At 36.2% G+C, this 17,831-nt stretch carries 22 protein-coding genes; all 22 read left to right on the top strand.

Going from position 1 to position 17,831, the window contains the following annotated elements:
- Positions 1–2: 2 nt before the first annotated feature.
- The 22 genes from BMY57_RS02210 to ahrC all read left to right on the top strand — a co-directional run bounded on the left by BMY57_RS02210 (position 3) and on the right by ahrC (position 17,822).
- On the top strand, positions 3–1,067 hold the full coding sequence (locus BMY57_RS02210; protein WP_091772378.1) for a M24 family metallopeptidase: 1,065 nt from the start codon (positions 3–5) through the stop codon (positions 1,065–1,067).
- A gap of 19 nt (positions 1,068–1,086) precedes the next feature.
- Positions 1,087–1,644 carry an elongation factor P gene (gene efp / locus BMY57_RS02205; RefSeq protein WP_091772377.1) on the top strand — a complete coding sequence of 186 codons (558 nt, stop codon included), beginning with the start codon at positions 1,087–1,089 and terminating at the stop codon, positions 1,642–1,644.
- A gap of 159 nt (positions 1,645–1,803) precedes the next feature.
- Positions 1,804–2,799 (top strand): stage III sporulation protein AA, encoded by a 996-nt coding sequence (spoIIIAA, locus tag BMY57_RS02200; RefSeq protein ID WP_091772376.1) that lies wholly within the window; start codon positions 1,804–1,806, stop codon positions 2,797–2,799.
- Positions 2,735–3,247: a stage III sporulation protein SpoIIIAB gene (gene spoIIIAB, locus BMY57_RS02195; RefSeq protein ID WP_091772375.1), complete on the top strand. Its 513-nt coding sequence runs from the start codon at positions 2,735–2,737 to the stop codon at positions 3,245–3,247. The genes spoIIIAA and spoIIIAB overlap by 65 nt, the downstream gene beginning before the upstream one ends.
- 20 nt (positions 3,248–3,267) lie before the next feature.
- Positions 3,268–3,492, top strand: a complete 225-nt coding sequence (gene spoIIIAC / locus BMY57_RS02190) for a stage III sporulation protein AC (protein ID WP_091772374.1) — start codon at positions 3,268–3,270, stop codon at positions 3,490–3,492.
- Positions 3,492–3,881, top strand: a complete 390-nt coding sequence (gene spoIIIAD / locus BMY57_RS02185) for a stage III sporulation protein AD (RefSeq protein ID WP_091772373.1) — start codon at positions 3,492–3,494, stop codon at positions 3,879–3,881. Before spoIIIAC ends, spoIIIAD begins: the two co-directional genes overlap by 1 nt.
- 18 nt (positions 3,882–3,899) lie before the next feature.
- Positions 3,900–5,066 carry a stage III sporulation protein AE gene (gene spoIIIAE, locus BMY57_RS02180; protein WP_091772372.1) on the top strand — a complete coding sequence of 389 codons (1,167 nt, stop codon included), beginning with the start codon at positions 3,900–3,902 and terminating at the stop codon, positions 5,064–5,066.
- A 13-nt stretch (positions 5,067–5,079) separates the two neighbouring features.
- Positions 5,080–5,685, top strand: a complete 606-nt coding sequence (gene spoIIIAF, locus BMY57_RS02175) for a stage III sporulation protein AF (protein WP_091772371.1) — start codon at positions 5,080–5,082, stop codon at positions 5,683–5,685.
- A gap of 2 nt (positions 5,686–5,687) precedes the next feature.
- The gene (spoIIIAG, locus tag BMY57_RS02170; RefSeq protein ID WP_091772370.1) at positions 5,688–6,317 is read left to right on the top strand and encodes a stage III sporulation protein AG; all 630 of its coding nucleotides are present in this window, start codon (positions 5,688–5,690) and stop codon (positions 6,315–6,317) included.
- A 3-nt stretch (positions 6,318–6,320) separates the two neighbouring features.
- A complete protein-coding gene (locus tag BMY57_RS02165) occupies positions 6,321–6,971 on the top strand; it encodes a SpoIIIAH-like family protein (RefSeq protein WP_091772369.1) in 651 nt (216 codons plus the stop codon).
- 172 nt (positions 6,972–7,143) lie between these two features.
- The gene (gene accB, locus BMY57_RS02160) at positions 7,144–7,653 is read left to right on the top strand and encodes an acetyl-CoA carboxylase biotin carboxyl carrier protein (protein ID WP_091772368.1); all 510 of its coding nucleotides are present in this window, start codon (positions 7,144–7,146) and stop codon (positions 7,651–7,653) included.
- A 15-nt stretch (positions 7,654–7,668) separates the two neighbouring features.
- On the top strand, positions 7,669–9,042 hold the full coding sequence (gene accC, locus BMY57_RS02155; protein ID WP_091772367.1) for an acetyl-CoA carboxylase biotin carboxylase subunit: 1,374 nt from the start codon (positions 7,669–7,671) through the stop codon (positions 9,040–9,042).
- Positions 9,043–9,444 carry an Asp23/Gls24 family envelope stress response protein gene (locus tag BMY57_RS02150; RefSeq protein ID WP_091772366.1) on the top strand — a complete coding sequence of 134 codons (402 nt, stop codon included), beginning with the start codon at positions 9,043–9,045 and terminating at the stop codon, positions 9,442–9,444.
- Between the two features lie 135 nt (positions 9,445–9,579).
- Positions 9,580–9,957, top strand: coding sequence for a transcription antitermination factor NusB (nusB, locus tag BMY57_RS02145; RefSeq protein WP_091772365.1), 378 nt, complete (start codon positions 9,580–9,582; stop codon positions 9,955–9,957).
- 15 nt (positions 9,958–9,972) lie between these two features.
- Positions 9,973–10,824, top strand: a complete 852-nt coding sequence (locus BMY57_RS02140; RefSeq protein ID WP_091772364.1) for a bifunctional 5,10-methylenetetrahydrofolate dehydrogenase/5,10-methenyltetrahydrofolate cyclohydrolase — start codon at positions 9,973–9,975, stop codon at positions 10,822–10,824.
- Positions 10,825–10,836: 12 nt separating this feature from the next.
- Entirely contained in the window at positions 10,837–12,192 is a 1,356-nt protein-coding gene (xseA, locus tag BMY57_RS02135) for an exodeoxyribonuclease VII large subunit (protein WP_091772363.1), read from the top strand.
- Positions 12,185–12,436, top strand: a complete 252-nt coding sequence (xseB, locus tag BMY57_RS02130; protein ID WP_091772362.1) for an exodeoxyribonuclease VII small subunit — start codon at positions 12,185–12,187, stop codon at positions 12,434–12,436. The genes xseA and xseB overlap by 8 nt, the downstream gene beginning before the upstream one ends.
- The gene (locus BMY57_RS02125) at positions 12,429–13,304 is read left to right on the top strand and encodes a polyprenyl synthetase family protein (protein WP_256205224.1); all 876 of its coding nucleotides are present in this window, start codon (positions 12,429–12,431) and stop codon (positions 13,302–13,304) included. Before xseB ends, BMY57_RS02125 begins: the two co-directional genes overlap by 8 nt.
- 702 nt (positions 13,305–14,006) lie before the next feature.
- Positions 14,007–14,597 (top strand): hypothetical protein, encoded by a 591-nt coding sequence (locus BMY57_RS02120; protein WP_091772361.1) that lies wholly within the window; start codon positions 14,007–14,009, stop codon positions 14,595–14,597.
- Positions 14,598–14,618: 21 nt separating this feature from the next.
- Positions 14,619–16,511, top strand: a complete 1,893-nt coding sequence (dxs, locus tag BMY57_RS02115) for a 1-deoxy-D-xylulose-5-phosphate synthase (RefSeq protein WP_091772360.1) — start codon at positions 14,619–14,621, stop codon at positions 16,509–16,511.
- Between the two features lie 2 nt (positions 16,512–16,513).
- A complete protein-coding gene (locus BMY57_RS02110; RefSeq protein WP_091772359.1) occupies positions 16,514–17,350 on the top strand; it encodes a TlyA family RNA methyltransferase in 837 nt (278 codons plus the stop codon).
- A 19-nt stretch (positions 17,351–17,369) separates the two neighbouring features.
- On the top strand, positions 17,370–17,822 hold the full coding sequence (ahrC, locus tag BMY57_RS02105) for a transcriptional regulator AhrC/ArgR (RefSeq protein ID WP_091772358.1): 453 nt from the start codon (positions 17,370–17,372) through the stop codon (positions 17,820–17,822).
- Positions 17,823–17,831: the final 9 nt, after the last annotated feature.

Genomic DNA, 17,831 nt, shown 5'->3' with positions numbered 1-17,831 from the left:
ATATGTCAGGTAAGTTAAGTCAATTAAGAAAGAAAATGGAAGAGAAAAACTTAGATGGATTTTTAGTTACAAACGGAAAAAATAGACGTTATTTAACTGGATTTACAGGGACAGCGGGTGTCGTATTAGTTACATTGAATAAAGCTTTATTCATTACCGATTTTCGATACACTGTTCAAGCTAATGAACAGATTCAAGGTTATGACATTATCGAGCACAAGGGACCAATCCATGAAGAAGTTGCAAAACAAGTAAAAGAACTTAATGTAAATAAAATAGGCTTTGAAAAGGATACTATGACGTATTCTATATTCGATACTTACCGTAGCGAACTTGAAGCAGAATTCATACCTGAATCAGGACTAGTAGAAGAGCTTCGACTTATTAAGTCTGAAGAAGAAATTAGTATTCTGAAGAAAGCGGCTGAAATTGCAGATGATGCATTTGAACATATTCAGTCTTACATAAAACCTGGGGTTAAAGAAATTGACATCTCAAATGAATTAGAATTCTTTATGCGTCGTCAAGGGGCTACCTCATCTTCATTTGATATTATCGTTGCATCTGGATATCGATCAGCATTACCTCATGGGGTCGCATCTGATAAAGAAATTCAATCTGGTGAATTGGTAACATTAGATTTCGGGGCTCTATATCAAGGCTATTGCTCTGATATTACTCGAACAGTTGCAGTCGGTGAAATTGACGAAAAGCTAAAAGAAATATATGATGTTGTATTGGAAGCACAAAAACGTGGAATGGAGCATACAAAGGCTGGAATGACAGGTATTGAAGCTGATGCTCTAACACGAGATTACATTAAAGAGAAAGGTTACGGTGAATATTTTGGTCATTCAACTGGGCATGGTCTAGGAATGGATGTTCATGAAGGCCCAGGATTATCTTATCGTTCTAACACTGTTCTAAAGCCAGGAATGGTTGTTACAATTGAACCGGGTATTTATGTGCCAAATGTTGGCGGATGTCGTATTGAGGACGATACCGTTATTACTGAAGACGGAAATGAAACCTTAACATTCTCACCTAAGGAATTAATTACTTTATAACCTTCGAGGAGGCAAAACAATGATTTCTGTTAATGATTTTAAAACGGGATTAACAATTGAATTAGATAATTCCATATGGCAAGTTATTGAATTCCAACACGTTAAACCGGGTAAAGGTGCAGCATTTGTACGATCTAAATTAAGAAACTTAGAAAACGGAAACATTCAAGAGAAAACGTTCAGAGCTGGTGAAAAAGTAAATAAAGCTCACTTAGAGCGTCGTAAAATGCAGTATCTATATGCTGACGGTAATAATCATGCATTCATGGATACTGAGACGTTTGAACAAATTGAAATTCCTACTAAAACAATTGAAAATGAATTGAATTTCATGAAAGAAAATACCGAAGTAACGGTTTTAATGTATGAAGGAGATACGTTAGGTATTGAACTTCCAAACAATGTGGAATTAGAAGTAATCGAAACTGAGCCAGGTGTAAAAGGTGACACGGCAAGTGGTGGTACAAAACCAGCTAAATTAGAAACAGGTTATACTGTTCAAGTTCCTTTCTTTGTTAATGAAGGTGATGTATTAGTGGTAAGTACATCAGACGGTAAATACGTATCACGTGCTTAACTAAATGAGAATAAAGTTGATTATAAAGAAGTACCTTTCTAAGGTGCTTCTTTTTTTGTGTATTTTAATCTTAATTATAAATTTAATAGATTTACTAAACTCTTTTCATAATCGAAAGATAGCGTTCATAGAATAGTGATATCTAATAGGAGGATGATGATGAAAGAAATATTAGATATGCTACCTGCTGCAATTGAACATATGCTTTTACAGTTAAATCCTCGCCACAAGGATCAGCTTGAAGAAATTAGACTAAGAATTCATAAGCCGATAGAGTTTGTTTTTCACCATAAAACAGAGTTTAACGATCGGTATATTTTTAATGAGCAAGATGCGAAAGAGTTTTTAGGAAAAATAAGCCAGCACTCCGTTTATCGAATGGAAGAAGAATTTAGAAATGGATATATTACCATTCGTGGCGGGCATCGAATCGGGATTGCAGGAAAAGTTTCGTTGTCTAATGGACAAGTTCAAGCGATTACTCATATTTCGTCATTTAATATACGAGTAGCTAAAGAACATAAAGGGTCTGCTAAACATATTATGCCAAACATTTACGATCCAAACACAAATAAAATCTGTAACACCGTTATCATCGGAGCTCCCAAAAGTGGTAAAACAACCTTGCTTAGAGATATGGTTCGTTCCATTAGCGATGGACTTTACGGAAACAATGGCCACCGTGTTTCTTTAATTGATGAACGTTCTGAAATAGCCGCTCCATTTCAAGGTATACCACAGCATGATGTAGGGATGAGAACAGATATTATGGCAGATTGTCCTAAAGCAGAAGGAATGATGATGATGATTCGATCTATGTCACCAGAGGTACTAGTCGTAGATGAAATAGGTGATGATCGGGATGTGAGAAGTATTAAAGAAGCTGTATTAGCTGGGGTTCAGGTTATTTGCAGTATCCATGGTTATTCATTAGATGAAATTAGAAAACGACCTTCTTTACAGCCACTTTTTCAAGACAAAGTTTTTGAACGATATATTCTGCTTAATCATCAAGGAGAACCAGGCCAAGTCGAGGGTGTGTATAAAAAAGACTTTGAAATATTAACCAAAAGCTTAAGGGGAAATCGCAATGAAGTGGATCGGAGCTATTCTGATACTGTTCACGTGCACGTGGGTCGGAATCGATATCGCTAGAAATTACGCGAAAAGACCGAAACAGATTCGCGAGTTACTACATGCACTTCAAATTATGGAGGCTGAAATGGTGTATGGGCAAGAGCCCATACACGAGGTACTTTATAAAATATCAAAACAATTAACAGCACCATTAAGTTATATCTTTTACGACATAGCAGAACAGCTAGTAAAAAGTAATGATTCACTACAAAACTTATGGGAACAGACATTTCTTAAAAAATGGGATCATACAGCTATGAAAGAGCGTGAAAAAGAGATCTTTATACAATTTGGACAAACTCTAGGAGTTCATAATTTAGAGCAACAACAAAAACAAATTCAACTTGCCAAAGTTCACCTTCAAAGAGAATTAACTGACGCATCAGAAGAAGAGAAGCGTTTTTCTAATATGTTTCGCGCGCTAGGAGTATTATTTGGTCTATTGTTAACGTTGATTTTCATTTAAAAAATGGGAGGTTCAGATAGATGACCGATGTATATTTATTATTTCAAGTAGCTGGGATAGGAATTGTAGTCGCTATGATCCACACCATTTTAAAACAAATGGGGAAAGAAGACATAGCTCAATGGGCTACCTTAATTGGGTTTGTAATTGTTCTCGTCATAGTAGTCGATCATCTATCAAGACTTTTTCAACAGATTAAATCTGTATTCCTATTACAAACCATTATTAGAGGTTTATTTATGTAATGCAAATACTTCAGATATTAACCGTTGTGATTGTAGCGGCGATGTTAATTGTTCTAGTGCGTGAAAAACATGAAACAATAGGCTTTTTGTTGATCGTCATTACTGGAGTTATTGTTTTTATATTTATTTTGGATAAAGTTTCACAATTATTTGATGTGATTCAACAAATAGTTTCACGTTTTAATGTGTCGCTTCTTCACCTAGATACGATTTTTAAAGTAATCGGAATTGCTTATATAACAGAATTTACGGCTCAGTTATTAAAGGACGCGGACTTAGAAGCAATTGCTATTAAAGTTGAATTAGTCGGAAAAATATTCATTATATTGTTCGCTCTACCAATTTTTATTGCAGTACTTGAGACATTAATGCATTTTATTCCGAGTTAATGAAGAAGGGATCGTCCTATGAAGAAGATTGTATTGGCCTGTACTGTTGCTATTTTAATAGTTTCTCAAATGGATGTCATGATACAAGCAACGGAGCGCAATCAATTATTTGAGGTACCAACGGAATGGGCCGAGAGTGAAGAAATGCAAGCACAGTGGCAACAGATCTTAGCCAATTACCGCGAGTATTTACCATTTTCTTCTCAAGATCACTGGTTAGACTCTGTACAAGATGGATCAGTATTTACTTTGAAATATTGGCTTTCAGGTATTTTGAGCTTCTTCGTCAATGAATGGATTGTTAATGGAAAGTTACTGGGGATGCTGATTTTTTTAACGCTATTAAGCGTTTTTTTAAAACTATTAATTGGTTCTTTCGAAAACGAGACTGTATCTAAAGTCAGTTATTTAGTTATTTTTGGTGTGTTATTAACCATAGCTGTCACTAGTTTTTATCATGCTGTTGAATATGCAACAAATGCCGTAGATGCTATGGGGAACTTCATGATTGCATTATTACCTTTAATGTTAAGTTTAATGGCGGCTTTTGGAAATGTAGCTTCGGTTGCATTTTTTCAACCTATTATTCTCGTATTTGTACAAGTGAGTGGGATTTTAATTAGTAAAGTCGTGCTACCGCTTTTCTTTTTATCCGCCATTTTAAATATTGCCAGCACCATTAATAACGAATATAACGTAACAAAATTAGCAAACCTCATTAGGCAAATCGCTTTTATTGTACTAGGAGCCTTTCTTATGCTCTTTGTTTCGATTATGTCGCTTCAGGGAGTTAACGCAGCAGTTACTGATGGAATCGCAATTAGAGCAGCCAAATTTGTAACGAGTAATTTCATTCCAGTTATAGGGAGGATGTTTACGGATGCTACTGATACCGTCTTATCAGCTTCTGTATTATTAAAAAATTCTATCGGAATAGCAGGCGTCGTATTAATATTAATCATTACATTATTCCCAGTATTGAAAGTATTAGTTTTAGGATTAATTTTCAAGTTATCTGCAGCATTATTACAGCCGGTAGCAGATGGTCCAATTATTGAGGCTATTGAAACAATGGGAAAGCACATTTTATATATATTAGCAGCATTATTGGCCGTTTCATTAATGTTTTTCTTTGCATTAGTGATGTTGATTATTGTTGGTAACTTAACCTTAATGGTTCGATAAGAGGTGATCAGCCATGTCTTTTATAACTGAATGGATCTCACAAATTGTATTTTTTATATTTATAGCAACTTTTATATCACTTCTAGTTCCGTCTACGAAACACGACAAGGTCATTAAATTAGTCTTTGGCTTAGTTATTTTTCTATTATTTCTGCATCCAATAACTGAACTTTTTAACATTAATCCTAATCAGTACGTGGAATCATGGGAGGTTTCAATGGAAGAAATGCTAGGAAGTGATTTAGAAGATGAAATAAATTCTAAAAAAAGTGAAATACAAGACTCACAACATGCATATATATTAGAACAGTTACAACTAGAAATAAATCAATTAGTAGAGCAGGACCTTAAAGAGGAGTATAACGTTTCATTAAAATCTGTAGATCTTCAAGTTGATGAATCTATCGAATCTGAAAATATTAGTGCTGACGACATTGAGATGCTGACATTTCATCTTGAAGAAGAAATGGACAACCAGATAGAAGAAGTTGAAATCGTTTCTATACCATCAAAAAACAGACAGCAAAATCACGAAGATGAAGCTTCAATCAAAAAAATGATTGCTACTAAGTTAAACGTTGCAGAAAATCAAATTCAACTTGTTTGGGAAGGAGAGTAAGGATGTTTCAGAGTTTAAAGAAGATTTTTAAGATGAAGGATGATAGTAATCAGCCTACAAAACGATCCTATATTATACTCATTGGTTTAGTCGGTTTATTGTTTTTAATCGTATCAAATATATTTTCGGGTAATTCTCAACAAGAGCAACCTCCTAGTGTTGATGAGGAGGAAGTTTTCTTAGATAAAAATGAAGAGAATCAATCAAATTCTGAAGATGATGTCGCTAGTGAGTTAAGGAATCAAATGCAAGAAGAGTTAACAACCGCCTTAGAAAATTTACAAGGCGTTTCAAATGTACAAGTTATGCTCCAATTGGAAGCATCATCAACTAAAGTTTATGAAAAAAACACGATAACGGGTCACCAACGGACTAGTGAAACTGATCAAAATGGTGGAACTCGAGAAGTCGAGGATGAAACCGTCGAACATCAAACAGTCATCGTCAGAAAGAACAACTCTGAAGAACCATTACTAATTCAACAAAAATATCCGTCCGTTCGAGGTGTCCTAGTCATTGCGGAGGGGGTTGATAACGTACAGAAGAAGCAAAACGTGGTTGAAGCTGTATCAAGGTTACTTGATGTTTCAACTCATAGAATTTCAGTATTGCCAAAAGATAGGGAGGAATAATGAATGGTATTAAAAAAACAAACTGTATGGTTAATTACAATGTTAAGTTTACTTATTGTATTAAGCGTCTTTTATATGACTTCTCCAAATGATGTTGAAGTGGTTGGACCGGCTGATGATGAAGAAAATCAAAATGAAGAGACTGAAGAGACTCAAGGCGAATTACCTTTAGATGAAGAAAACCAAAATGATGAAGAAGGTACTGATGAAGAAAAAGGTACTGAGGGAGAAGAAGAAGGCACTGAAGGAGAAGGGGCTGAATCAGAAGGAAGCGAACTTGATGTATCTGGTATGACTGTGGACGAGTTATTTGCGACGACTCGTTTGGAAAAGGAAGATACTCGCAGTGAATTAAAAGAACAATGGGAATCAGTATTAGCGTCTTCTGACTCATCTGCAGAAGAAAAGAATGAAGCAATGGAAAAAATACATGAAATTGAAACTGCAGCTCAAAAAGAATCTAAGTTAGAAAACACGATTCAGTATGAAAAGGATTACCGTGATGTATTGGTTCAAAAAGAGGAAGATGTTGTAACTATTACAGTTATAGCGGACGAACTTTCTAAGACTGAAGCTAATCAGATCATGCAAATGGCAAGAGACGAATTTGGTATTATGGATGTCAGAGTAAGCTTACAAGAAGATGACGTCTAAAAATAATTCCTTGAAGTCCCATATCGTAAAGGTATGGGATTTATTATTGATTATTTTTAAAGCTTTGTTTAAAAAAACAAAAGATAAGTTGAAGTTAATTAGTTATTTATCGTACAATATTTAGTAGGAATTATTAGTACCTGTTATTAAAAGTAAAAGGAGTGCCAATATTATGCTAAAAGTACAAGAAGTTCGTGAATTAATTAAACTTATTGATGAATCATCGATTTCCGATTTTACTTATGAATCTAATGGTACCAAGATAACATTAAAAAAAGAAAATGGTGAAGTTGTAACGGTCAGTAAACCGGTAAACACACAGCCAGTTCAAGAAGCACCACAGCAAACTGCACCAGTGAATACGGTTGAAGAGAAAGCCGAACCTAAAGAAGAAGTGAAAACTGAACCTAAAGAAGAACAACCAACATCTAAAGTGGACTATGATCATGAAATCGTTTCCCCTATGGTCGGAACTTTCTATGCATCCCCTTCACCAGATGATGATCCGTATGTCCAAGTAGGCGCTTCAGTTGAGTCCAATACGGTTGTATGTATTGTAGAAGCCATGAAATTATTTAACGAAATTGAAGCAGAAGTAAAAGGTGAGATTGTAGAAGTGCTAGTTGATAACGGTGAACTTGTCGAATACGGACAACCATTGTTCAGAGTGAAGAAGAAGTAAAGGAGGGGATTGTCCGTGATTCAAAAAGTATTAATTGCTAACAGAGGGGAAATTGCAGTAAGAGTTATACGTGCATGCAAAGAGTTAGGAATCGAAACGGTTGCAATCTACTCAGAAGCTGATAAAGATTCCTTACATGCACAATTGGCTGATGAAGCTTATTGTGTTGGACCTACGTTGAGCAAAGACAGTTACTTAAATAAAACGAATATTATGAGTCTAGCCAAATTAACAGACTCAGATGCCATTCATCCTGGTTATGGATTCTTATCTGAAAATGCTGATTTCGCCGAAATGTGTGAGGCTTGCAATGTGACCTTTATCGGTCCTAGTGCTGACTCAATTTCAAAAATGGGAACTAAAGACGTTGCACGTGAGACAATGCGACAGGCAAATGTTCCAATTGTCCCAGGCTCAGACGGAATTATTAAAGATGTTGAAGAAGGAAAAAAAGTTGCTGAAGAAATCGGATACCCAGTTATTATCAAAGCTACTGCCGGTGGTGGTGGTAAAGGGATTCGTGTAGCAAGAGATGAAGAAGAACTTGTTAAAGGAATTCGATTAACACAAAATGAAGCGGAAACAGCTTTTGGTAATCCGGGTGTTTATTTAGAGAAATTTATTGAGGATTTCCGACATGTTGAAATTCAAGTTCTAGCCGATCAACACGGTAATACAGTCCATTTAGGTGAACGTGATTGTACGGTTCAACGTCGCCTTCAAAAACTAATAGAAGAAACTCCATCTCCAGCTATTGATGAAAAAACTCGCCAGCAAATGGGTCAAGCGGCAGTTAAGGCTGCAGAAGCTGTTGATTATGTCGGTGCTGGTACGATTGAATTTATTTACGACCGTAAACAAGGTAATTTCTACTTTATGGAAATGAACACACGCATTCAAGTAGAACACCCTGTTACTGAAATGGTTACGGGAGTTGATTTAATAAAAGAACAAATCAAGGTTGCAAATGGAGAAAAATTAACTTTCAAACAAGAAGATATAAAATTTGAAGGTTGGGCAATTGAATGTCGAATCAATGCTGAAAATCCGTTCCGTAACTTTATGCCTTCAGCTGGGAAGGTTGAAATGTATTTACCACCTGGAGGTTTTGGTGTAAGAGTTGATTCTGCTGCATATTCAGGCTGGAACATCCCACCTTATTACGATTCAATGATTGCAAAGTTGATTACTTATGGTAATACTAGAGATGAGGCAATAAGAAGAATGGATCGATCTCTTGATGAATTTGTGATCGATGGCATACATTCGACCATTTCTTTCCATAAACGTATGATGAACCATCCAGTGTTTGTGGATGGAGATTTTAACACCAAATTCTTAGAAGAGTATGATGTATTATCGGAAGAATCGGCAAAAGAGGTGAAGTAAATGGAAGATAAGCAACTCTTGAATGTAAGTGATGACCAATTAGGTAAAGTTGAAATTGCTCCAGAAGTCATTGAAGTCATTGCTGGAATTGCTGCTAATGAGGTTTCAGGTGTCGCTAACATGCGTGGTAATTTGGCATCTAACGTCACAGAGCGTTTTGGTAAAAAGAAGCATGGTAAAGGTGTAAGAGTGGACCTGTCCGAGAATGGAATTGTAATCGATGTCTTTACTGTATTGGATTACGGGGTATCGATTCCAACCGTTGCTCAAAAAATCCAAGATAGTATCCGGTCTACGTTAAAAAATATGACGGCTCTTGAAATTTTAGAAATTAACGTTCATGTCGTCGGTGTTCAAATCGAAGATAAACAGGAAGATCTAGAAAAAGATCATAAAGCTTAAAAACAGATGACTTGTTGGGGGATGATGCCCTAACAGGTCTTCTTTTATCTTCTCATAAAAATCGTGGTAAACTAGTATTGGACGTGGTAGGATAATAAAGGATATTTTAATAAGGCACTAAAAAGGAGAAGTAGCATGGAAGAACGTAGACAAGCTAGAGAGAGGGCTGTTCAAGCCTTGTATCAAATAGATATTAATAAAAATGTCTCTTATCAAAATATGACTGAATCGTTACAAGAAGATTTGAACGGATATAGTAAGAAATTAATTAATGGTGTGATGAGTCATTTAAGTGAAATTGACCAAGAGATCTCAGATAAATTAGAACATTGGTCTTTCAATCGGATCGCAACAGTCGAAAAAACGGTTTTAAGAATTGCTGTATACGAAATGCTTTATGAAGATAGTGTCCCGAAAGAAGTATCAGTAAATGAAGCAGTCGAGCTTGCGAAACGATTCAATGAAGAAAAGTCTGGTAAATTTATTAATGGAGTATTGTCTAAATTTATGTAAAAGCAGGTGATGATGATGTCGGCAACCATCATGTATGGTAATCTTTTAGCGAATCAAATCCGTGAAGAAATAAAAGCCGAGGTCGAAGCTTTAAAACAGAGTAGTGTTCATCCCAAATTAACGGTTCTAATTATTGGACATAACCCGGCATCGAAAACGTACGTTAGAATGAAACAGAAGGCTTGTGAAAAAGTAGGGATTGTCTCACAAGTCATAGAACTTGAAGAAGATATCAGTGAAGAGGAATTACTGTATCAAATAGAGAAGTTAAATAAGGATACAAATGTCCACGGTATTTTAGTTCAATTACCGTTGCCTAATCATATTAACGAAGATCGTGTATTAGAGTTTATCAATCCTAATAAAGACGTAGATGGCTTTCATCCAATCAATATTGGAAGAATGCAAATCGGGCAAGATGCCCTGATTCCTTGTACTCCGTTGGGTATTATGAAATTATTAGAATTTTATAGGGTTGAAACTAAAGGAAAGCACGCAGTTGTAGTTGGTAGAAGTAACATTGTTGGTAAGCCAATTGGACAGTTACTTCTAAATCAAGATGCCACGGTTACATATTGTCATTCGAAAACAGAAAACCTTTCTGATATAACGAAACAAGCTGATATACTAATTGTTGCAACAGGAAAAGCCAATACCATTCAAGCAGCTGATGTAAAAGTTGGGGCAACAATCGTAGATGTAGGAAATACGTTCTTGGAACATGGTGGAGTTATAGGGGATGTGGACTTTGAAGCAGTAAAAGAAAAAGTCGAGCGAATTACTCCAGTTCCTAAAGGAGTCGGTCCAATGACCATTACCATGTTACTACATAATACCATTAAGGTTGCCAGTCACTTCAAACAATAAGGAGTTTTTCTAGTGGAGAAACAGTATTTAACGGTTACAGCCTTAACCCGTTATATTAAACGGAAGTTTGATACCGATTCACATTTGAAAAACCTTTGGTTACAAGCTGAAATCTCAAACTTCAACCACCATTCTAGAGGGCATATGTATTTTACACTAAAAGATGAAAACGCACGTATTTCTGCTGTGATGTTCGCCTCTCAAAATCGTCAGTTAAAATTCCGCCCCGAAAATGGTATGAAAGTTCTGGTGCGAGGCGATTTATCAGTATATGAACCTCAAGGTCAATATCAGATATATGTTCAAAATATGCAACCTGATGGAATTGGGGCCTTGTTTTTAGCTTATGAGGAATTGAAGAAAAAATTAGAGATTGAAGGATTATTTAATACGGAAAGTAAAAAGCCAATCCCTAAATTCCCAAGTCGTATAGCTATTATTACATCACCAACAGGAGCAGCTGTTCGTGATATCATTACGACATTAAAACGTCGTTATCCTACTGTACGACGCACTATTATTCCAGTGTCAGTTCAAGGGAAACAAGCTGCTCCTTCAATTGTGAATGCAATCGAACAAGCAAATAGTTTTCATGATGTCGATACGATTATAGTTGGACGAGGTGGAGGCTCTATTGAAGAGTTGTGGGCTTTTAATGAAGAAATGGTAGCTAGAGCCATTGCTAACTCAAATATACCCGTGATCTCAGCGGTTGGGCACGAGACAGATTTTACAATTAGTGACTTTGTCGCTGATTTGCGAGCACCAACCCCTACTGCAGCAGCTGAATTAGCTGTTCCTTCAATATTAGATTTAAAAAAACAGCTTTTAGCTGAGTCTCACCGCCTCGACCAAATTATTCAACATAGAATCAAGAATCATAAAGATAAACTTTATTCATTAACTCAGGCTTATGCTTTTAAATACCCTATACAACTTACGAGACAAAAAGAGCAAGACCTTGATCGACATGTTAATAATCTAAATAAAAATATTAAACGTTTTATGATGAATAAACGTATTAACTTAAGCTATACCGAAAAGCGTTTTAATAGCTATAACCCGCACGTCTTAGTACAACAACAGCAACAAGAATTAGCTTATAAAAACTCAAGGTTAAAGCAAGCGTTAAAACAAGAAGTCAATCAACGACAAAATCAATTTCAAAACCAATTAAATAAACTATCTATATTAAATCCTTTAGAGACGATGAAAAGGGGTTATTCTATATCATATAAAGGGAATCAGATTATTAAGTCGACTCAACAGGTACAACCAGGGGATGCCATCAAAATCTCTTTAAAAGATGGACAATTAGATTGTCAAGTTTGGGGAATAGAGGAACAAGAGGAGGATAAACATGTCTGATGTAAATCAAGAACAGGAATTGACCTTTGAACAGGCAATGCAAAAGTTAGAAGGCATTGTTGATAAGCTTGAAGAAGGCGATGTCCCTCTAGAAAAAGCCATTGAGTACTACAAAGAAGGTATGAAATTATCAAATTTTTGTCATAACAAATTGCAATCAGTTGAAGAAGAAATAACCGAGATTATGAAAGATTCCGGCGAAACTGAATCTTATCATTTGGAGGAAGAATCAAATCGTGATTGATCAATATATTGAACATAAGCAATCTGAATTAAACAATCGTATGTTAGTGGAATTAAAACAACTAAATATCCCGTCATCCTTCATGGAAGCGATTTTATATTCGATGGAAGCAGGTGGAAAACGGTTAAGACCGATTTTAATGATGGCTACGTATGAAGCTTTTCATCATGAACCTGAAAAAATCGTACATCCTGCCTTAGCATTAGAAATGATTCATACATATTCTTTAATCCATGACGATTTACCAGCGATGGATGATGATGATTTTCGAAGAGGTCGAGAGACCATTCATAAGAAGTTCGATGAAGCTACAGCTATATTAGTAGGTGACGGATTATTAACTTATGCGTTTCAAGTCGTATCAACTTCAAGCTTTTTAGAAGCGGAGGAAAAGGTTTATACATTAAAACAATTCAGCCAAGCTTCAGGATTTGAAGGAATGATTGCTGGCCAACATCTTGATTTAAAAGCTGAAAATAAACATTTAAATGAACATGAATTGAATGAAATTCATCAGTTGAAAACTGGTGCCTTAATAAGAGCTGCCATCAAAATTGGTGCTTACTTAGGTGGTGCAACACCACCTCAAATAGAATCACTTGATGATTTTGGGAAATATTTAGGGTTAGTTTTCCAAATTCAAGATGATATTCTAGATGTTAGTGGAGATATGGCAGTTATTGGTAAGCCTGTTGGTAGTGATGAGGCTAAAAACAAGAGTACTTATCCTCAAATTTTAGGATTAAATGAAGCGATTAGAATGAAGGAATCGTACATGAATGAAGCTAGAAACAAATACGAAGAATCAAAAATAGAACAGCCTATATTATTAGAACTATTAGACATTTTCGGAAACCGCCAGTCCTAGTTACAAAAGATTGTTTACTATAATTGGATATGATAAAATAGTAGGTGTAAAAGGGATGGTGCAGTATTCTAGTCGGTCCTCCACTTCTGAAGGCGGGCCTAAAAATCCGCCAAAGGGCACATCGATGAAGTTCCTGGTGTTGGCTTGAGGCGCCCAGCCTTGGGTCAATGCTGGGAGTTAAGGTTGTAGGGCGATCCACAAAGGCATGTGGGCGTTGACCCTGCTTCCGCGGAGGCCCATTATTGTGCCCCATTAATCGCGCTTAATGGGGTACGAAATGGGGTATGAACCTGCACTATAAGGTTAGGACCCTTATTTGCAGCGTAGCCTGCCTTGAGTGGTGTTTAGGGGATTACAATTAAAAGTAATGAATCGGATGGCCACTGAGGAGTTACTGTTGACATTGTATGAAATAAACACTGCAAAAGAGGCTAGGAAGTGGTTAAAGACTGTCGAGGAAAACTCCTAGACTGTTCGTTGGACACTTAAAAGGGATTGTAGTGCGGACTAAGTGGTAGTCCAGTCTAGCTGTGGTAACTCAGCTAAGTACGGTTTAATGGGGAACCACCGATGTGGCAACACACGGCACTGTACTGGGAAAACCTACTGGACCTAAGCCGCAATATTTACCTTTTAAGTGACCATCCCTACCTACATAATAAGTGTTGATTAAACATATTTTTATCATTTACGAGGGAAATTATGAGCAAAAATACGATAAAAAGATCGCTTCGTTTTAGCATAAGTATCGCCGTTATCACATTCGTGTTAGCGGCCATTTTTTCAATTATATCCAATAATGCATTAGATGGAACAACATGGTCTATTGGATTATTGATTGTTATAATTATTGTATTTATTGGTGTGTTTTTTGATATGATGGGAATAGCTGCAGCAGCTGCTATTGAAACACCTTTTCATGCCATGGCTTCAGAAAAAGTAACAGGGGCCAAGCACGCGATTATTATTGTGAGAAATGCCGATCGATTTGCATCATTCTGTAATGATGTAATTGGAGATATAGCAGGAGTTGTTAGTGGAGTGGCTGCAATGATTGTTGTCATTGAATTAATGAACGTCATTGAGCTTGGACAACCCGTATTAAATACAATTTTAACAAGTATTGTTGCAGCGTTAACTGTAGGTGGAAAAGCTTTAGGAAAGACCTTAGCGATGTCAAACTCTACTCAAATAATACTTATGGTCGGTAAAATACTCTATTTTGTAGAAACTAAATTACACATTAAAGTTTTACCGAACCTAAAAAAGAAAAACAAGAAGCAAGAAATATAGGATAAAGGTGAGTGATCCACTATGGATCTGAAAGACATTAAACATCCTTCAGATATTAAACAATTTTCTATCGAGGAATTAAAAGGGTTAAGTGAACAAATCCGACAATTTTTAATTGAACAATTATCAATAACCGGCGGACATTTAGGTCCCAATTTAGGTGTGGTTGAATTAACATTAGCTCTACATCATACATTTGATAGCCCTAAAGATAAATTAATTTGGGACGTTGGTCATCAATCTTACGTTCATAAAATGTTAACTGGGCGTACTGAACAATTTTCAACTCTAAGACAGTACAAAGGTTTATGTGGTTTCCCTAAAATGAATGAGAGTGAACACGATATTTGGGAAACGGGACACAGTTCTACATCTTTATCGGCGGCAATGGGGATGGCCATAGCAAGAGATATTAAAGGTGAAGATCATTCTGTTGTGCCTATAATTGGTGATGGAGCGCTGACTGGTGGAATGGCGTTAGAAGCTTTAAACCATATAGGAAGTGAAAAGAAAAATGTTATTGTCATTTTAAATGATAATGAAATGTCCATTGCTCCAAATGTAGGAGCACTTCATAATATTTTAGGAAGATTAAGAAGTGGTCATAAATATAACTGGGTTAAAGACGAATTAGAGTGGTTAATGAAGAAAATACCGGCTGTAGGTGGCCGTATTGCGACTGTTGCAGAACGTGTAAAAGACAGTATGAAATATTTAGTAGTACCAGGTATGTTTTTTGAAGAGATGGGTTTTACTTATTATGGTCCAGTAGATGGTCATGATTTTGAAGATCTTTTCAATTCAATCCAATATGCAAAGAAAACAGAAGGTCCAATTTTAATCCACGTCATTACTAAAAAAGGCAAAGGATATCATCCAGCGGAGTCCGATAAAATCGGTACTTGGCATGGCGTAGGACCATACAAAATTGAATCTGGTGAAAGCTTGAAGAAAGCTTCAAACGGACCTGGATGGAGTAAAGTCGTAAGCGATACCTTAATAAAAGTAGCCGATCAGGATGAAAGAGTGGTCGCGATTACACCTGCTATGACAGTAGGTTCAAAATTAGAAGACTTTAAAAAGAAATTCCCTGACCGCCTATTCGATGTGGGAATTGCAGAACAGCATGCAACGACACTGGCTGGCGGTGTTGCTACTCAAGGTATGAAGCCTTTCTTATCCATATACTCTACATTTTTACAAAGAGGATTTGACCAAGTCGTTCACGATGTATGTCGTCAGAACTTAAATGTAGCTTTTGGGATTGATCGTGCTGGTTTAGTTGGTGCAGATGGCGAAACTCATCAAGGTGTATTTGATATTTCGTTTTTACGCGACTTACCTAATATAACGATTATGATGCCGAAGGACGCTGATGAATGCCAAGATATGGTTTATACTGCTCTAGAGCATGATAATGGACCTATTGTGGTTAGATACCCACGTGGCAATGCAAAAGAAGCACCAAAAGAACGTACTTTAAAGAAATTACCTATTGGTCAATGGGAAGTTCTTAAAGAAGGTGAAGATGCCATTATTTTAACTTTTGGCACGATGATAGATGTAGCATTAGAAGCAGCATCTGAACTAGAGCAAAACGATTATACGATTAAAGTTGTGAATGCAAGGTTCATAAAACCATTAGATGAACAAATGCTAAGAAAATTTGCGCAGTTAAATATTCCAATTTTAACAATTGAAGAACATGCATTAAAAGGTGGATTTGGTAGTGCGGTATTAGAGTTTTATGAAGAAGAACGCCGACCAATTCCATACATTCAAAGAATGGGTATTCCTGATCGTTTTATCGAACACGGAAGTGTTAATGAATTATTAGAAGAGATTGGGTTAACTAAAGAAGGTATTGTGACAAAGTTAAAAGAAATGGTACCAACAAAAGAGAAAAGAGCGTAACCATGAGTAAGAAAGTTAGTTTAGATACATTATTAGTTGAACAAGGGTTTTTTGATTCTAGAGAAAAAGCCAAGCGTTCGATAATGGCTGGCTTAGTTTTTCATAAACATGAACGATTGGACAAGCCTGGTTTAAAGATTGACCCTTCAACAGAAATTACCATTAAGGGTAAAGCCATTCCATATGTTAGTCGCGGAGGGCTAAAGCTCGAAAAAGCTTTAAAAGTCTTTAATATAGATGTTCAAGATCGACTTATTATGGATATAGGATCTTCAACAGGAGGTTTTACTGATTGTGCCTTGCAGAATGGGGCTAGAGAAGTTTATGCCATAGATGTAGGGTACAATCAACTTGATTGGAAGTTAAGAAACGACGGTAGAGTCCACGTGATGGAAAGAACTAATTTTCGTTATGTCACAAAAGAAGATTTAAAACATGGACTTCCAGAAAGAGCTGTAACAGATGTATCGTTTATTTCTTTAAAATTAATATTCCCAGTGTTAAAAAATTTACTTAAAGATCAGTCAGATATTGTTGCATTGATTAAACCTCAATTCGAGGCTGGTCGAGAACAAGTTGGAAAGAAGGGAATCGTAAGAGATTCTAAAGTCCATGAAGAAGTTATTCGTAATGTAACAAACTTTATTTATGAGGATGGCTTTGATATTTTAGGATTAGATTACTCACCTATAACCGGTGGAGATGGGAATATAGAGTTTTTATTACATTCTCGGTGGTCTGAAGGTGCTACCACTCATTTAATCAATGACGATGACATCCGTGAGTTAGTGAAATCAGCTCATCAGGACCTTCAAAATAAAAAGAAAATGAATGGATAAGAAGTTGGTGATTTGACAGGTGAAAAAGGCACAACGATTAATGAAAATAAGAGAATTAATATCTCAAGAAAATATTGAGACACAAGATGAAATGGTAAGACGTTTTCATGAACTGGGTTATCCAGTAACACAAGCGACGATTTCTCGAGATATAAAAGAGTTACAATTAGTAAAAGTTCCAACGCATGATGGCTCTTATAAATACAGTTTGCCTCAAGACCAACGATACGACCCTATCCAAAAACTTAGACGTATGCTAACAGACAGTTTTGTATCGATTGACCGAGCAGATCATTTTATAGTTCTTAAAACGATTCCTGGAAATGCTCAAGCAGTCGGAGCGTTGCTTGATCAGTTAGAATGGAATGGCATTATGGGGACATTATGTGGAGATGATACATGCATGATTATATGTAGGTCTCCTGAACGTTCTGAAGATGTTTACAATAGCTTTAATGAAATGTTGAATTAATTGAGGTGG

The organism is Piscibacillus halophilus, assembly GCF_900110685.1.
In the GTDB taxonomy this organism is placed as follows: Bacteria; Bacillota; Bacilli; order Bacillales; family Alkalibacillaceae; genus Piscibacillus; species Piscibacillus halophilus.
Note: the sequence above shows the minus strand (reverse complement) of the source record. Positions and strands in the feature narration are given on the sequence as shown.

Coding starts and splice junctions, on each gene's coding strand:
- BMY57_RS02210 (WP_091772378.1), top strand. CDS start 3: ATGTCAGGTAAGTTAAGTCAATTAAGAAAGAAAATGGAAGAGAAAAAC.
- efp (WP_091772377.1), top strand. CDS start 1,087: ATGATTTCTGTTAATGATTTTAAAACGGGATTAACAATTGAATTAGAT.
- spoIIIAA (WP_091772376.1), top strand. CDS start 1,804: ATGAAAGAAATATTAGATATGCTACCTGCTGCAATTGAACATATGCTT.
- spoIIIAB (WP_091772375.1), top strand. CDS start 2,735: ATGAAGTGGATCGGAGCTATTCTGATACTGTTCACGTGCACGTGGGTC.
- spoIIIAC (WP_091772374.1), top strand. CDS start 3,268: ATGACCGATGTATATTTATTATTTCAAGTAGCTGGGATAGGAATTGTA.
- spoIIIAD (WP_091772373.1), top strand. CDS start 3,492: ATGCAAATACTTCAGATATTAACCGTTGTGATTGTAGCGGCGATGTTA.
- spoIIIAE (WP_091772372.1), top strand. CDS start 3,900: ATGAAGAAGATTGTATTGGCCTGTACTGTTGCTATTTTAATAGTTTCT.
- spoIIIAF (WP_091772371.1), top strand. CDS start 5,080: ATGTCTTTTATAACTGAATGGATCTCACAAATTGTATTTTTTATATTT.
- spoIIIAG (WP_091772370.1), top strand. CDS start 5,688: ATGTTTCAGAGTTTAAAGAAGATTTTTAAGATGAAGGATGATAGTAAT.
- BMY57_RS02165 (WP_091772369.1), top strand. CDS start 6,321: ATGGTATTAAAAAAACAAACTGTATGGTTAATTACAATGTTAAGTTTA.
- accB (WP_091772368.1), top strand. CDS start 7,144: ATGCTAAAAGTACAAGAAGTTCGTGAATTAATTAAACTTATTGATGAA.
- BMY57_RS02150 (WP_091772366.1), top strand. CDS start 9,043: ATGGAAGATAAGCAACTCTTGAATGTAAGTGATGACCAATTAGGTAAA.
- nusB (WP_091772365.1), top strand. CDS start 9,580: ATGGAAGAACGTAGACAAGCTAGAGAGAGGGCTGTTCAAGCCTTGTAT.
- BMY57_RS02140 (WP_091772364.1), top strand. CDS start 9,973: ATGTCGGCAACCATCATGTATGGTAATCTTTTAGCGAATCAAATCCGT.
- xseB (WP_091772362.1), top strand. CDS start 12,185: ATGTCTGATGTAAATCAAGAACAGGAATTGACCTTTGAACAGGCAATG.
- BMY57_RS02120 (WP_091772361.1), top strand. CDS start 14,007: ATGAGCAAAAATACGATAAAAAGATCGCTTCGTTTTAGCATAAGTATC.
- dxs (WP_091772360.1), top strand. CDS start 14,619: ATGGATCTGAAAGACATTAAACATCCTTCAGATATTAAACAATTTTCT.
- BMY57_RS02110 (WP_091772359.1), top strand. CDS start 16,514: ATGAGTAAGAAAGTTAGTTTAGATACATTATTAGTTGAACAAGGGTTT.